The sequence below is a fragment of the Arthrobacter paludis genome, assembly GCF_056782315.1.
Map to the genome: position 1 here is coordinate 1 of NZ_JBXAEW010000001.1, position 13210 is coordinate 13210.

The 13210-nt window shown below is 73.6% G+C and carries 12 protein-coding genes; 6 read left to right on the forward strand and 6 right to left on the reverse strand.

The window, feature by feature from the left end; all coding sequences use genetic code 11:
• The 4 genes from AC1Q5D_RS00005 to AC1Q5D_RS00020 all read right to left on the reverse strand — a co-directional run.
• A partial coding sequence (locus AC1Q5D_RS00005; protein WP_481736500.1) for an IS481 family transposase occupies positions 1-979 on the reverse strand: 979 nt, incomplete at its 3' end.
• Positions 980-1084: 105 nt separating this feature from the next.
• On the reverse strand, positions 1085-1945 hold the full coding sequence (locus AC1Q5D_RS00010; protein ID WP_481736501.1) for a 3-hydroxyacyl-CoA dehydrogenase family protein: 861 nt from the start codon (positions 1943-1945) through the stop codon (positions 1085-1087).
• Entirely contained in the window at positions 1946-2749 is an 804-nt protein-coding gene (locus tag AC1Q5D_RS00015; protein WP_481736502.1) for an enoyl-CoA hydratase/isomerase family protein, read from the reverse strand. It abuts the gene before it with no gap.
• Positions 2749-3969 (reverse strand): acetyl-CoA C-acyltransferase, encoded by a 1221-nt coding sequence (locus AC1Q5D_RS00020; protein ID WP_481736503.1) that lies wholly within the window; start codon positions 3967-3969, stop codon positions 2749-2751. The genes AC1Q5D_RS00015 and AC1Q5D_RS00020 overlap by 1 nt, the downstream gene beginning before the upstream one ends.
• Before the next feature lie 301 nt (positions 3970-4270).
• Here AC1Q5D_RS00020 and AC1Q5D_RS00025 point away from each other — a divergent pair, with 301 nt between their 5' ends.
• Positions 4271-5662 carry an MFS transporter gene (locus AC1Q5D_RS00025; RefSeq protein WP_481736504.1) on the forward strand — a complete coding sequence of 464 codons (1392 nt, stop codon included), beginning with the start codon at positions 4271-4273 and terminating at the stop codon, positions 5660-5662.
• Between the two features lie 143 nt (positions 5663-5805).
• On the opposite strand, the gene AC1Q5D_RS00030 is transcribed toward AC1Q5D_RS00025, so the two are convergent.
• Positions 5806-6291, reverse strand: a complete 486-nt coding sequence (locus AC1Q5D_RS00030) for an SRPBCC family protein (protein WP_481736505.1) — start codon at positions 6289-6291, stop codon at positions 5806-5808.
• A 33-nt stretch (positions 6292-6324) separates the two neighbouring features.
• Here AC1Q5D_RS00030 and AC1Q5D_RS00035 point away from each other — a divergent pair, with 33 nt between their 5' ends.
• Positions 6325-6834, forward strand: coding sequence for a PaaI family thioesterase (locus AC1Q5D_RS00035; RefSeq protein WP_481736506.1), 510 nt, complete (start codon positions 6325-6327; stop codon positions 6832-6834).
• 95 nt (positions 6835-6929) lie between these two features.
• On the opposite strand, the gene AC1Q5D_RS00040 is transcribed toward AC1Q5D_RS00035, so the two are convergent.
• The gene (locus tag AC1Q5D_RS00040) at positions 6930-9194 is read right to left on the reverse strand and encodes an HNH endonuclease (protein WP_481736507.1); all 2265 of its coding nucleotides are present in this window, start codon (positions 9192-9194) and stop codon (positions 6930-6932) included.
• A gap of 392 nt (positions 9195-9586) precedes the next feature.
• On the opposite strand from AC1Q5D_RS00040, the gene AC1Q5D_RS00045 reads away from it, so the two are divergent.
• The 4 genes from AC1Q5D_RS00045 (at position 9587) to AC1Q5D_RS00060 (ending at position 13140) form a co-directional block, all read left to right on the forward strand.
• On the forward strand, positions 9587-10018 hold the full coding sequence (locus tag AC1Q5D_RS00045) for a VOC family protein (RefSeq protein WP_481736508.1): 432 nt from the start codon (positions 9587-9589) through the stop codon (positions 10016-10018).
• A gap of 37 nt (positions 10019-10055) precedes the next feature.
• A complete protein-coding gene (locus tag AC1Q5D_RS00050) occupies positions 10056-11009 on the forward strand; it encodes a 1,4-dihydroxy-2-naphthoyl-CoA synthase (protein WP_481736509.1) in 954 nt (317 codons plus the stop codon).
• 2 nt (positions 11010-11011) lie between these two features.
• Positions 11012-12151, forward strand: coding sequence for an AMP-binding protein (locus AC1Q5D_RS00055; protein WP_481736510.1), 1140 nt, complete (start codon positions 11012-11014; stop codon positions 12149-12151).
• 95 nt (positions 12152-12246) lie between these two features.
• Positions 12247-13140, forward strand: a complete 894-nt coding sequence (locus AC1Q5D_RS00060; protein WP_481736511.1) for a 1,4-dihydroxy-2-naphthoate polyprenyltransferase — start codon at positions 12247-12249, stop codon at positions 13138-13140.
• Positions 13141-13210 lie beyond the last annotated feature (70 nt).

Genomic DNA, 13210 nt, shown 5'->3' on the forward strand with positions numbered 1-13210 from the left:
TGTAGTTCCCACTGACGTTGTGAACGCGGCTGATGGGGGCCTTGCCGCCGATGCCGAAATGGGGTCGGTGGTGATTGTAGTCGTGTAGCCACTGCGTGTAGGCCGCGGCGCGCTCGGCCTCGGAGCGGTACGGGCGGGCGTAGGCCCACTCGGCATTGAGGGTGCGGTTGAAGCGCTCGACCTTGCCGTTGGTCTGGGGCCGGTACGGGCGCGTGTACCGGTGCTTCACGTTCGGGCCCAGGGCCTGGTTGAAGGCCTTGGAGCGGTAGCAGGAGCCGTTGTCGGTCAGCACCGCCTTGACCACGATCCCGTGGGCCGCGAAGAACGCCACGGCCCGCAGCCAGAAGCCGGCGGCGGTCTCCTTGCGCTCGTCGTTGAGTATCTCGGAGTAGGCCAGCCGGGAATGGTCATCCACGGCGTGGTGCAGGTAGGCGTAGCCGGCGCGTTGGCGCTTGGAGGCCCGGTGCTGGGCCGAGCCGCGCCCGTGGACGCGGTGCCCGCCACCGTCGGGGATCCGGGGCTGTTTCTTGATGTCGACGTGGATGAGGCTGCCGGGCTCGTCGTGTTCGTAGCGGCGCGGTGCCGGGCGGCGCACCGGCAGGCCCGTGGCCTGGTCCAGGGCGCCCAGCCGGGGCATCCGCAGCCGGTTGAGCACCTTCCACACCGTGGAGCGGGGCAGGTTCAGGTGCCCGGCGATCCGGTGCGGTCCCCACCGTCGGTTGAACCGCAACGCGACGATCCGCCGCTCGGTCCGCTGCGCGGTGCGCCGGGGCTGGCGACGCGGCACGGATGCCGCGTCGGTCAGCCCCGCCTGGCCGCGGGCCCGGTACCGGTCCGCCCACTTCTTGGCCGTGGAAGGCGAGACCTGGAACCGCTCAGCGGCCCGGCGCAACGGCCACCCCTGCTCGACGACCAGCACAGCGAGCTTCAGCCTGGCCTGGAAGGACAGGGCCGCGTTGGCATGGGTAACGTAGGGCAAGAGGACCTCCGGTGGTCGAGATGAGTGTGGTAACCCAAATCGATACCGGAGGTCCTCGCCGTTTACATCACGCCACGCTGTTCACAACGTCCTTGGGAACTACACCTAGCTCCAGTCGAAGAAGCCCTGGCCGGTCTTGCGGCCGAGTTCGCCGCGGGCGACCTTCTCGCGCAGGATGGCCGGCGGCTCGAAGCGGGGCCCGAGCGTGGAGGCCAGGTACTCGGCGATGCCCAGGCGCACGTCCAGGCCCACGATGTCCGTGGTGCGCAGCGGGCCGGTGGGGTGCTTGTAGCCCAGGACCATGGCGTTGTCGATGTCCTCGGGGCTGGCCACGCCCTCATCGACCATCCGCATCGCCTCCAGGGCGATGGCCACGCCGAGGCGCGAGGACGCGAAGCCGGGGGCGTCGTTGACGACGACGGCGGTCTTCCCGAGCGCCTGCGTCCACGCCCGCGCCGCGTCGACGAGTTCCGGGCGGGTCTGCTTGCCGATGACGACCTCGATCAGGGTCGAGGCGGGGACGGGGTTGAAGAAGTGCAGGCCCAGGAAGTTCTCCGGCCGCCCCAGCTCGCCGGCCAGGCCGGTCACGGACAGGCTCGAGGTGTTCGAGGCGAGCACGGCGTCGGCGGCCAGGTGCTCCTCGACCCCGCGCAGGGAGGCGACCTTCAGGTCCCAGTCCTCCGGCACGGCCTCGACGACCAGGCCGCGGTCGGCGAAGTCGCCGGAGTCCACGGACACGGTCAGCCGCTCCAGGATGGCGTCGAGGTTCCCGTCGAGGACCCCGCGCTCCAGGGACTTCGCGGTCGAGGACGCGACGCGCTCGCGCGCCGCCTCCGCGGCCGCCTCGTCGCGCTCGACGACGAGCACGTCGGCGCCGTTGATGAGGAAGGCGTGGGCGATCCCGGCGCCCATGCGCCCGCCGCCGAGGACGCCGACCTTCGCCGGCAGGGTGGTGGTCTCAGCCATCTACTTCTTCTTCCTGTCGAGAAACGCCTGCATGCGCTCGAACTTGGCCTCGGACTCGAACAGCATGCCCTGGGCCAGGGTGTCGATCACGGGATGGACCTCCCGCGGGGTGTGGAACACGGCCTTGGAGATCCGGACCGCCAGCGGGTCCTGGGCGCCGATCCTGTCGGCCAGCGCGTGCGCGGCCTCCAGCAGCGACCCGGGCTCGACCAGCTCGGTGACCAGGCCCGCGGCCAGGCACTCCTCGCCCTTGAGGACCTTGCCGGCGAGCAGGATCTCCTTGGCCAGCGGCTCGCCCACGAGCTCCTTCAGCCGCCAGGTCGCCCCGGCCGCCGCCATGATCCCCAGGTTCGCCTCGGGGTTGCCCATGCGCAGGGCGGGGGTCCCGATCCGGAAGTCCGCGGCGTAGGCCAGTTCGGCCCCGCCGCCCAGGGCGTACCCGTCCAGCGCGGCGATCACGGGCATCGGCAGCTTCGCGATGCGGTCGAAGATCCCGGAGTTGATCCCCGCCAGGGCGTCGTCGCGCCGCCGCTCGCGCAGCTGCGCGATGTCCGCGCCGGACGCGAAGATGCCCTTCGCCCCGGTCTCGGGGTCGCCGGGCGTGCCGGCCAGGACCAGGACCTTCGGGTGCCGCTCCAGGTGCGCGCACACCGCGTGCAGCTCCTCGACCATCGTCTGGTCGATCGCGTTGCGCACCTCGGGACGGTGCAACCGGGCGACCAGCCGGTCCTCCCGCTCCTCGATCCGCAGGGTCGCGAACCCGGAGGCGTCCAGGCCCGGGGCGCCGCCGTCGTCCGCCGCCATCAGACGGACTCCACGAGCAGGGCGGAGCCCTGGCCGACGCCCACGCACATCGTCGCGAGGCCGCGCGCGCCCGCGCCGGCCTCGCGCTCGAGGCGGCCCAGGAGCGTGATCACGAGGCGGGAGCCCGAGGACCCGAGCGGATGGCCCAGCGCGATGGCGCCGCCGTCGTTGTTCACGATGCCCGCGTCCAGCCCCAGCTCGCGCATGCTCGCGAGCGACTGCGAGGCGAACGCCTCGTTGAGCTCGACGGCGCCCAGGTCGGCGACGGCGGTGCCGGTGCGCTCGAGGACCTTGCGGCTGGACGGGACCGGGCCCATGCCCATGATCTCCGGGGCGAGGCCGGCCGAGGCGCCGCCGAGGACGCGGGCCCGCGGGGCGAGCCCGTACTTCTCGATGGCCGCCTCGGAGGCGACGACGATCGCGGACGCGCCGTCGTTGAGCGTCGAGGCGTTGCCGGCGGTGACGACGGAGCCGCCCTTGACGACCGGGCGCAGGCCCGCGAGGACCTCGGCCGTGGTGCCGGGGCGGGGGCCCTCGTCCGTGTCGACGACGGTCTGGGCGCCCTTGCGCCCGGTGACCGTGACCGGGACGATCTCGTCGGCGAAGTGGCCGGCCTCGATGGCGGCGAGGGCGCGCTCGTGGGAGCGCACGGCGAACGCGTCGCAGTCCTCGCGGGACGTGCCGTAGACGCGGGCGACCTCCTCCGCGGTCTCCGGCATGGAGTAGGTGGCCTTGCCGCCGCGGGAGTACTCGCCGGAGAGGAACGCGGGATTCGTGAAGCGCCAGCCGATGGAGGTGTCGAAGACGTCGCCGGGCTTGGCGAACGGCTTGGCCGGCTTCTCCATGACCCAGGGGGCGCGGGACATGGACTCGACGCCGCCGGCGACCACGAGGTCGGCCGCGCCGGCCTGGACCATGTGGGTGGCCATCGTGATCGCGCTCATGCCCGAGGCGCAGAGCCGGTTCACGGTGATGCCCGGGACGGTGTCGGGGAAGCCGGCCAGGAGCCAGGCCATGCGGGCGACGTTGCGGTTCTCCTCGCCCGCCCCGTTCGCGTTGCCGAGGATGACCTCGTCGACTGCGGCGGGATCGATGCCGGCGCGCTCGACGGCGGAGCGGACCGTGAGGGCGGCCAGGTCGTCCGGGCGGACGGAGGACAGGGCGCCTCCGTAGCGGCCGACGGGGGTGCGGGCACCGCCCACCAGGAATGCTTCGGGCATGGGAACTCCTTCGTTGAGGCGGCGGGGCGCGCGGGGTCCAAACGGACGCGCGGACTGACCGACCATTCGTTCACTATTAGATTCCCACTCGACGCGGGGCGGGTCAACCGCGTCACACGGCGCGGCCCGCGCGCGCGTGCCCCGGCTCACACTATTTGGTCCCGGTTCCCCGTGACGGCTAGCCTCTCGTTCTTGACCGACTCCGGGGAGGGTTTCCCCGGATCGTGGACCGTCTCCGGGTCCGCTGCGCGCCGGCCCGGGCATCCGGTCGACGCACAGCTGAATACCTTGGAGAGGCTTCATGCCGCAAGAAGACAGCCAGCACCCATCCGCCCCGGCCGGCCCCGAGCTCGGCCCGGACCTCGACACGGCGGAGGGGCGCAGCGAAATCCGCAGGGCCACCGCCGCGTCCGCCATGGGCAACATGACCGAGTGGTTCGACTACGGCGTCTACGCCGTCGCCGTCACCTACATCACCGCCCACTTCTTCCCGTCCGAGGGCGGGACCATCTACGCGCTGGCCACGTTCGCGATCTCGTTCCTGGTGCGGCCGCTCGGCGGCCTCGTCTGGGGCCCGCTCGGGGACCGGCTCGGCCGCAAGGCCGTCCTGGCCGCCACGATCCTCATCATGTCCGGCGCGACCTTCGCGATCGGCATCCTGCCCACGCACGAGACGATCGGCATCTGGGCGCCAGTCCTGCTGATCCTGCTGCGCATGGTGCAGGGCTTCTCGACCGGCGGCGAGTACGGCGGGGCCGCCACGTTCATGGCGGAGTACTCCCCGGACCGCAAGCGCGGCTTCTTCGGCTCCTTCCTGGAGTTCGGCACGCTGGGCGGCTTCGCGCTCGGCACCGCCGTGATGCTCCTGTTCGAGCTCGTCCTGTCCGACGCCGCGATGATGTCGTGGGGCTGGCGCGTCCCGTTCCTGCTGGCCCTGCCCATGGGCCTGGTCGGCCTCTACCTGCGCTCCAAGCTCGAGGACACGCCCGTGTTCCAGGAGCTCGAGGAGCGCGGCGAGATCGAGCAGAGCGGGAACCTGAAGTCGCTCGTGCGGCAGTACTGGCGGCCCATGCTGGTCATGACTGGCCTGGTCATCGCCCTGAACCTCGTGAACTACACGCTCCTGAGCTACATGCCGACCTACCTCGAGACCCAGCTCGGCCTGACGTCGGAGGCATCGCTGGCGGTCATCCTGATCGGCGAGGTCGCCATGATGGCGGTCATCCCGTTCGCCGGGGGCCTGTCCGACCGGGTCGGCCGCAAGCCCATGTGGTACTTCTCGCTGGTCGGCCTGTTCGTGCTGGCGGTCCCGATGTTCTGGCTCATGGGCCTGCACTTCGCGTGGGCGATCGTCGGCTTCGCCGTCCTCGGCCTGCTGTACATCCCCCAGCTGGCGACGATCACGGCGACGTTCCCGGCCATGTTCCCCTCGCACGTGCGCTTCGCCGGCTTCGCCATCACCTACAACATCGCGACGGCGGCGTTCGGCGGCACGGCCGCCATGGTGAACGAGGCCGCCATCAACGGGACCGGGTTCGTGCTGTTCCCGGCCGTCTACATGATGGCCGGCTGCGTGATCGGCTGCGTCGCCGTGAGGTTCATGCCGGAAACGGCGGGAGCCTCCCTGCGGGGCAAGGAGATCCCGGACGCCGCCGACACCGGCATCCTGGCGGGCGAGGGTTCGAAGGCGTAGCCGGCCCGGCCCTCCACCACGGGGCGGCGGATCCGCGGGCATCGCCCGGGGCTCCGCCGCCCTCGCCGTGCCCGGCGCCTTCCGGCCTCGTCGCGTCCGGCGCCCTCGTCGCGCCCGCTGCGCCCGGGGCGTCTCGGTCCGGCTCAGTCCCGCGGCGGCTCCCCCGGCAGGCGCTCCTCCTCGGTGACCGCGGCCGGCCGCGGGCGGGGGTTCGTCGCCCGGGACTCCGCCTCCTTGCGGAGGGACAGGACGAGGGCCTCGGTGGCGGCCTGGGGGTCCTCCTCGGCGCGGCCGAGGAGCCCCTCCAGCGGGCCCGAGAGCTCCCGGGTGACCACCACCGTGCAGCCCCATTCGGTCTCGGCGACCTCGAAGTCGCGCCGGTCGCTGTACATGCCCAGTGGGGCGTCGTCGTCCCAGCGCAGGAAGCGCCGGTTCGGCGAGGCCGTGACCCGCAGGCTCGAGTCGCGGCCCTCATCGCCGATCAACCGGATCGTCTGCCCATGCGCCACGTCGCCCTCGACGTCCGTGACGCCGGGAACCCACGAGCCGTAGTGGGCGCCGTCGACGAGCACGGACCAGACGGTGTCGGCGGTGGCGTTGACGTCCTGCTGCGCGCGAAACGATTCCATAGCCGCACCCTACCGCCGCCTACGATGGCGGTCATGGAATCCAGCACCCCCCTCCTCTCCGTCGACGCCGAGTCCCGCGCGCTGCGCAGCGAGGCCACCTCCCGCTCGGGCTTGGACTTCCTGCGGGCGGTGATCGCCGGCGATCTCCCCGAGGCCCCGCTCCTGCAGGCGCTCGGCGTCCGGACGGTGGCTGCGGACGCGGGCACCGTGACCCTGGAGACCTTCCCCCAGCCGCAGCACTTCAACACCATCGGGACCGGCCACGGGGGTTTCCTCTCGACCCTGCTCGACTCGGCCCTGGGCCTCGCCGCCGACACGGTGCGGCCGGCCGGGATGCTGTGGACCACGACGGATCTGCACGTCCGGTTCATCCGTCCCATGACCGCCGAGTCCGGGACCGTGAGCGCCGTCGGCACCGTCCAGCACCACGGCCGTTCCATCTCCACGTCGCACGGCGAGGTGCGGGACGGCTCCGGGCGCCTGCTGGCGACGGCGACGGCTTCGCTGTTCGCGCTCCGCAGCGCATCCCCCACCGGCGGCTAGCGTCCCCGCCGGGTCCGCGCAGTCCGCGTTCGGCAGTCCGATGCGGGGGGCTCCCCGGCATCTCCCGCCTGCCGTTGTCCGCCGGACGCCGTGCCCTAGAAGGGCGGAACGTCGTTGGGGTCGTCAATGCCACGGGCATCTCGGCTGGCGGCGGACTGTTCCGCGGCTCGGGGCGCGGCGCCGGTGACCGTGGGAACGGGGTTCCGCGTGCCTAGGCGCGGCAGCCGGGGGCGTGCCCGACGGCGGGCCCGCGTTCCGGGGGGCCGTGGGGGCGTGTCGGGAGCGTAGTCCTCGGACAGCGCGGCCTCCGCCGCCAGGGAATCCACGAGCAGCTGCACGGCCGCCCGGCGTTCCTCCTCGCTGGGCAGCCCGTCCGCATCCCAGTCGTCCCAGCTCTCGCCCCGCTCCCGGTCGCTCCACCACCTGCCCGGGCCGTCCCAGCCGCTGGGGCCGGGGCCGCCCAGACCCGGCTCGGGGTCGGGTGGCAGTCCGTCCGGGAAGGGATCCGGGGACGCTTCCCCCAGGTCGGGGAGCAGGGACTCCATGAGCTCGGCTGTGAGGGGCAGGACCGTCATCGTGGTTCCGGGGACGTCCTCGACCCCGCGGGAGTACGGCACCCCGGGCGCGGCCGCGTCCTCCGAGCAGGAGGCGGGCCACAACGGCGCTGGAGCGCTGGTGCCTGCCGTTCCCAGGATCGTCGTGACCGTGACGGAGCCGTCCTCGTGCAGTTCGGTCTCGATCAGGCCCAGGGACTTCAGCCGGTGGCAGCGCTTACAGAGGCCCTCGAGGTTCGCCAGGTCCGTCGTGCCCCCGTGCTGCCACTCGATCGCGTGGTCCGGTTCCGCAGCCCGGCGCGTGCATCCCGCGTTGGAGCAGACCGGGTGCCGAAGGCGCACGGCCCGCCGTTGGGCCCGATTGGGCCGGTACGAGCGCCGGCCCATGGACAGGATCGCCTGCCGGATCGGATCCACCACCACTCGCGTCCAACAGGAGGCGGCGTCCATGAACTGGGCGGCCTCGTCCAACCCGACGGCTCCGAAACCCTCAACCTCCGGCAGCGCGGCCCCCGGGACCAGTTCGACCCCCGGCAGCCAGTCCGAGGCCTCCCCGGCCTCCGCGGCGGCGGACGTGGGGGCGCTGGGCGCCGGACCTGCAGACGTGGGCTCCACAGACGCCCGACACGACGTGGGCGCCGCGGACCCCGGACCTGCAGTCGTACGCTCCACGGACCCCGGGGGTGCGGTTTCGGGGCTCCCGCTCCCGCCCGCGGCGGATGCGTCGGCCGCGTAGGGGCCCTCGCTGGTGTGGTTGCCCGGGGTGCCGGGCAGGACCGTCGAGGGGATCATGATCAGCACCTCGGGCCTCACCTCGGCCAGTCCGGATCCATGGGCCCCGGCCAGCATCGTGTCGGTGAAGACATCGACGCGGATCTGGGCCTTCGTCCGCGGCTCCCCTACTCCGCCACCATGACCCGTACTGCCGTCGCCGTCTCCCGTGCCGCCGTCGCCTGCATCCCCGCCCTCGTCGCCGCGGTCGTCGTCGCCGCCATCGGCGGGGTGCTTGAGCAGGACCTCGGCGTGGGCGTCGAGCTTGCGGGCGATCGCGGCGGCCTTGCCGGACTCGAGCAGCCCCTCGAACCGCGACATCCCGTTCCCTGCCGGGCTGAACGCGATGAACCGGTCCTTGACGGCCTTGTCCTTGCGCTTGCCGAAGGACTCGGGATCGTAGCGCTCGAGCAACTCCCGGGCCTTGCCGGCCGTCTGCCCGGGCGCCTTCCCGGACGCGAAGGCCAACAGCGCCCGCCCCAGCCGGTTCCGCGCCGCCGCCACGTCCGCGCCCTCCCGGGCGGCCGCCGCGGCCTTGGACACTTCGACCTCCACGGGGTCCAGACCCGCGTCCGGATCCACGACCACGGGCCGGGGCTCGATCCGGCGCACGTGGGCCATGATCGTTTGGGCGTGCCCGATCCCCAACCGCCCCGCGGCCAGCTCGGCGTTCACCTCCGGGCAGTCCGAGAGGGCCGCATAGCTCTCACGCATCATCCGGATCGCCGAGTCCGGCGAGACCTGCACGACTTGGGCCACGACCTGGGCCGCCGCCATCTCCCCACCATGCGTCAGGGTAGTGCCTACCGAGCGGGAACGCGCCATACCCTCGCTCGGGGCCGAGTCCACGGCCAGGATTCGTTCAGCCCGCTCCTCCGCGGCCGCCCGGACATCGACCAGGGCCTCGTTGAACTCGGACTGGGCCCACCGGCGCAAGGCCTCGGCCCACTCCAGCCGTGCCTCGGCCGAGACCGGGGAGCCCAACCGCACCAGCTCCCAGCCCTGGATCCGCACGACCTCGTGTCCCTGTCCCATGCCTCCGATTCTTCCCGCAGCCCCCGACAGTTGGGGGAACACATCGACGAATGGGGAAAAGCTGCCTCGAACACAGTGGTGCCACGACTCTGTGGAGGGCGGGATGCGTGCCGTCTCGGGGGCACGCACCACGTGGCCGGGCGCTCTTGGAGGAGACCACGCAACACGTCGCCGGGCGCCCCGGGAGGAGGCGCCCCGGAGCACCGGGAGGAGGCGCCCGGGCGCCCCTGGAGGAGGCCACGCACCACGTCGCCGGGCGCCCCTGGAGGAGGCCACGCACCACGTCGCCGGGCGCACCGGGAGGAGGGCGCGCGGCGCGTCCCCGGCCGCGTCCCGCGCAGAAGCGCCCCATCCCCTACCGGAGGCCGCGCCGCCGCCCTACCCTGTCCCCCATGGGACTCAACGTGCACCTGGTGGTCGACGCCCGGGACCCCCACGAGCAGGCCGTCTGGTGGGCCGAGACCCTCGGCTGGACGGTCGAGGAGACGGACGAGGACTTCATCCGCCGGATGGTGGCCGAGGGCCACGCGACCGAGGACGACACGCGCGTCTTCCGCGGCCGCCTCGTCTGGTCCGTGGGGGCCGCGATCCGGCCCGACGGCGACGACGGCCCCGACCCGGCGCAGCGCATCCTGTTCCAGGTGGTCCCGGAGCCCAAGACCGTCAAGAACCGGGTGCACTGGGACGTCCCCGTCGGGGACCGCGACGCGGCCCGGCAGGCCCTCGAGCGGCGGGGCGCGACGTTCCTCTGGGAGGGCCGCCAGGGGCCCTTCGTGTGGTCCACGATGGCCGACCCCGAGGGCAACGAGTTCTGCCTCCTCTGACCGGGGCCGGCCACGCCCGGGGGCTAGACTCCATCGGGTGAGTACCGCAGCGCTGCCCCCCAAGGTTTCCGACACGTTCGACCCCGCCCGGTGGCGGGAGGTCGACGGCTTCGACTTCCAGGACCTCACCTACCACCGGCAGGTCGAGCGCGACGCCGGCGGCGCCGTCGTCCGGGACCTGCCGACCGTGCGCATCGCCTTCAACCGCCCGGAGATCCGCAACGCCTTCCGCCCGGGCACCGTCGACGAGCTCTACCGCGCCCTGGACCACGCGCGCATGACCTCCGACGTCGCCACCGTCCTGCTCACGGGCAACGGCCCCTCCCCCAAGGACGGCGGCCACTCCTTCTGCTCCGGCGGGGACCAGCGCATCCGCGGCCGCGACGGCTACCGCTACGCCGAGGGCGAGACGGCGGAGACCATCGACCCCGCCCGGGCCGGCCGCCTCCACATCCTCGAGGTCCAGCGGCTCATGCGGACCATGCCGAAGGTGGTCATCGCCGTCGTCAACGGGTGGGCGGCCGGCGGCGGGCACAGCCTCCACGTCGTCTCCGACCTGACCATCGCCTCCCGCCAGCACGGCAAGTTCAAGCAGACCGACGCGACCGTCGGCTCCTTCGACGCCGGCTACGGGTCCGCGCTGCTGGCCCGCCAGGTGGGCCAGAAGAACGCCCGAGCTATCTTCTTCCTCGCGCGCGAGCACTCCGCCGAAGACATGGTCGCCCTGGGCGCCGTCAACGAGGCCGTGGACCACGAGCGGCTCGAGGAGGTCGCCCTCGAGTACGCGGCGGACATCGCCCGCCAGTCCCCGCAGGCCATCCGCATGCTCAAGTTCGCGTTCAACCTCGCGGACGACGGCCTGGCCGGCCAGCAGGTCTTCGCCGGCGAGGCGACCCGCCTGGCCTACATGACCGACGAGGCCGTCGAGGGCCGCGACGCGTTCCTGCAGAAGCGCGACCCCGACTGGTCCTCCCACCCCTACTACTTCTAGCCGTGGCCCGGGACAGCGCGGAGCTGCTGGCGGCCCTCGACGCGGCGATGCGGGGCTCGGGCCCCGCCGCCGAGCCCATTCCCGGGGACGACGGCGGCGTCCGGATCGTCCCAGCCCCCGACGCCCCGGCGGGGACCGCCGCCGTCGTCCGCACCTCGGGCTCCACCGGAACCCCGAAGCGCACGGCGCTGCCCGTCGCCGCGCTCGCCGCGAGCGCGCGGGCGACGGCGGAGCGCCTCGGCTTCGAGGGCCAGTGGCTGCTGGCGCTGCCCACGCACTACGTCGCCGGTCTCTCCGTCCTCACGCGCTCCATCGCCGCCGGGACGCGGCCCGTGGAGCTGGAGCCCGGCGCCCCCTTCACGGCCGCCGCGTTCACCGAGGCCGCCGCCGCCCTGGACGCGCCCGTGCGGATCACCTCGCTGGTCCCCACGCAGCTCCAGCGCCTGCTCGCCGACGCCGCACCAGGCACGCTCGCGGCCCTGCGCCGCTTCGACGCGATCCTCCTCGGCGGCGGCCGCGCCCCCGACGCCCTGCGGCAGGCCGCCCTCGCGCACGGGCTGCGGGTGCACCTGACGTACGGGATGAGCGAGACGTGCGGCGGCTGCGTGTACGACGGCGAGCCGCTGCCCGGCGTGCGGGCCCGCGCCGTCGACGGCCGCCTGTGGCTGGGCGGAGACGTGGTCGCGTCGGGGTACCTCGGCGACCCGGATCTGACGGCCGCGCACTTCGCGGTCGACGGCGACGGCGTCCGCTGGTACCGCACCGAGGACCTGGGGACGGTCGACGGCGGCGGCCGCGTCGAGGTCTCCGGCCGCGCCGACGACGTCGTCAACACCGGCGGCGTGAAGGTCTCGGCCGGGGCCGTGCAGCGCGTCCTCGAGGCCGCGCCCGGCGTCGTGGAGGCCCTCGTCGTAGGGGTTCCCGACCCGGAGTGGGGCCAGTGCGTGGCCGCCGCCGTCGTGGGCGAGGCCGACGAGGCGGACCTGGCCGCCGCCGTCCGCTCCGGCCTCGGGGCGGCGGCGGTCCCGAAGCGCTGGGTCCGGCTGGGGGCGCTGCCGCTGCTGCCCAACGGGAAGCCGGACCGCCGCGCCGCGGCCGCCCTGCTCGCCCACCGCCCCGACGGGGCGGACCGCCCCGACTAGCGCTCCCGCCCCCGGCCGGAGCGCGCCGATTTCCCGCCGCGCACGGGCGGGGAGAGAATGGGACGCCGACAGCCCCCGACCGGAAGGACCCCGCCGTGGCCACTGCCGCCCAATGGCTCGAAGGCGCACGCCTGCGCACCCTGCCCATGGCGGTCGCCCCCGTCGTCGTCGGCACCGCGGCCGCCTTCGAGGTGGCCGGCCAGCTCCTCTGGGGCCGCGCGCTGCTGGCCGCCGCCGTCGCCCTGTTGCTGCAGGTCGGCGTGAACTACGCCAACGACTACTCCGACGGCGTGCGCGGCACGGACGACCACCGGGTCGGGCCGCTGCGCCTGACCGGGTCGGGCGCCGCGAAGGCCGGCCGCGTGAAGGCGGCGGCGTTCGCGTGCTTCGGCGCGGCGGCCCTCGCCGGGGCCGCCCTCCTCCTCATCTCCCAAGCCTGGCCGCTGGTGCTCGTGGGCGTGGCCGCGATCTTCGCCGCCTGGGGCTACACGGGCGGCCGCAACCCGTACGGGTACCTGGGACTCGGCGAGCTGTTCGTGTTCCTCTTCTTCGGGCTCGTCGCCACGCTGGGCACCACCTACACGCAGGTGCTGCAGCTGACGGCCCCCGCCTGGGTCGGGGCGTGCGGCACCGGGCTCGTGGCGACGGCCCTGCTCATGGCCAACAACGTCCGCGACATCCCCACGGACCGGGTGGCCGGGAAGCGGACGCTGGCCGTCCGGCTGGGCGACGACGCCGCCCGCGTCTCCTACGTGCTGATGCTGGCCCTGGCGCTGCTGCTGCCCGTGCTGCTGGCCGGGACCCATCCGTGGCTGCTGCTGGTCCTGCTCGCCGCGCCGCTGTGCCTCACGCCGTCGTGGACCATGCTCAAGGCCCGCGAGGCGGGGGCGCTCATCCCGGTCCTCAAGCAGACGGGCGTCGTGAGCCTGGCGTATGCGGCGCTCTTCGCCGCGGGCGTCGGCATCACGGTCCTGCTGCGCAGCGCGTAGCGGGCCCGCCGGCGGCCGCCGACCGTGGCGGGACGGCCGGCGGTCCGGTCCGGAGGCCGCGCCCCCGAAT